General features: G+C 52.6%; 1 rRNA gene. It reads right to left on the reverse strand.

What is annotated here, in order from left to right:
- Nucleotides 1-2,388, reverse strand: a 23S ribosomal RNA gene (locus ACFSDX_RS18970); the annotation flags it as partial.

The raw sequence follows: 2,388 nt of genomic DNA on the forward strand, positions 1-2,388 counted from the left end.
CAATCATCCAACGCCCACCACAGATAGGGACCGAACTGTCTCACGACGTTCTGAACCCAGCTCACGTACCACTTTAATCGGCGAACAGCCGAACCCTTGGGACCGACTACAGCCCCAGGATGCGATGAGCCGACATCGAGGTGCCAAACCTCCCCGTCGATGTGGACTCTTGGGGGAGATAAGCCTGTTATCCCCGGGGTAGCTTTTATCCGTTGAGCGATGGCCCTTCCATGCGGAACCACCGGATCACTAAGCCCGTCTTTCGACCCTGCTCGACTTGTAGGTCTCGCAGTCAAGCTCCCTTATGCCTTTGCACTCTACGAATGATGTCCAACCATTCTGAGGGAACCTTTGGGCGCCTCCGTTACTCTTTAGGAGGCGACCGCCCCAGTCAAACTGCCCACCTGACACTGTCTCCTGCCCCGATAAGGGGCATGGGTTAGAAGTCCAATACAACCAGGGTAGTATCCCACCAACGCCTCCTCCGAAGCTAGCGCTCCGGAATCTAAGGCTCCTACCTATCCTGTACAGGTTGCATCGGAATTCAATATCAAGCTACAGTAAAGCTCCACGGGGTCTTTCCGTCCTGTCGCGGGTAACCTGCATCTTCACAGGTACTATAATTTCACCGAGTCTCTCGTTGAGACAGTGCCCAGATCGTTACGCCTTTCGTGCGGGTCGGAACTTACCCGACAAGGAATTTCGCTACCTTAGGACCGTTATAGTTACGGCCGCCGTTTACTGGGGCTTCAATTCGAAGCTTCGCTTGCGCTAACCTCTCCTCTTAACCTTCCAGCACCGGGCAGGCGTCAGCCCCTATACTTCACCTTGCGGTTTTGCAGAGACCTGTGTTTTTGCTAAACAGTCGCCTGGGCCTATTCACTGCGGCTCTCTCGGGCTTTAACACCCTACCAGAGCACCCCTTCTCCCGAAGTTACGGGGTCATTTTGCCGAGTTCCTTAACGAGAGTTCTCTCGATCACCTTAGGATTCTCTCCTCGCCTACCTGTGTCGGTTTGCGGTACAGGCACCTCCCGCCTCGCTAGAGGCTTTTCTTGGCAGCGTGAAATCAGGGACTCCAGGGAATACTCCCCTTGCCATCACAGCTCAATGTTATAGAAATGGGATTTGCCTCATTTCACACCTCACTGCTTAGACGCACATAACCAACAGTGCGCTCACCCTATCCTACTGCGTCACCCCATTGCTCAAACGGCGGGGAGGTGGTACAGGAATATCAACCTGGTTCCCATCGACTACGCCTTTCGGCCTCAACTTAGGTCCTGACTAACCCTGAGCGGACGAGCCTTCCTCAGGAAACCTTGGGCATTCGGTGGAAGGGATTCTCACCCTTCTTTCGTTACTCATGCCGGCATTCTCACTTTTAAGCGCTCCACTAGTCCTTACGATCTAGCTTCGACGCCCTTGGAACGCTCTCCTACCACTGACACAAAGTGTCAATCCACAGTTTCGGTGATCTGTTTAGCCCCGGTACATTTTCGGCGCAGCGCCACTCGACCAGTGAGCTGTTACGCACTCTTTAAATGATGGCTGCTTCTAAGCCAACATCCTGGTTGTCTGGGCAACGCCACATCCTTTTCCACTTAACAGATACTTGGGGACCTTAACTGGTGGTCTGGGCTGTTTCCCTCTCGACTACGGATCTTATCACCCGCAGTCTGACTCCCAAACATAAATCTTCGGCATTCGGAGTTTGTCTGAATTCGGTAACCCGGGATGGGCCCCTAGTCCAAACAGTGCTCTACCTCCGAGATTCTATCGTTTGAGGCTAGCCCTAAAGCTATTTCGGAGAGAACCAGCTATCTCCAGGTTCGATTGGAATTTCACCGCTACCCACACCTCATCCCCGCATTTTTCAACATACGTGGGTTCGGGCCTCCAGTAAGTGTTACCTTACCTTCAACCTGCTCATGGATAGATCACCTGGTTTCGGGTCGACGACCCCATACTTATTCGCCCTATTCAGACTCGCTTTCGCTGCGGCTTCGCATTCTCTGCTTAACCTTGCATGGAATCAGTAACTCGCCGGTTCATTCTACAAAAGGCACGCCATCACCCAGCGTATTTCCCCGAAGGAAAATACGCACCGGGCTCTGACTACTTGTAGGCACATGGTTTCAGGTTCTATTTCACTCCCCTCGCGGGGTGCTTTTCACCTTTCCCTCACGGTACTTGTTCACTATCGGTCACTAGGGAGTATTTAGCCTTGGGAGATGGTCCTCCCGGATTCCGACGGAATTTCACGTGTTCCGCCGTACTCAGGATACACTCTGGAGAGAATGAACTTTCGACTACGGGGCTTTTACCCTTTATTGCGGACCTTTCCAGATCGCTTCGTCTAATTCATTCCTTTGTAACTCCGTATAGA

Origin of the sequence: Hymenobacter bucti (assembly GCF_042681145.1) — a bacterium.
Taxonomy (GTDB): Bacteria; Bacteroidota; Bacteroidia; order Cytophagales; family Hymenobacteraceae; genus Hymenobacter; species Hymenobacter bucti.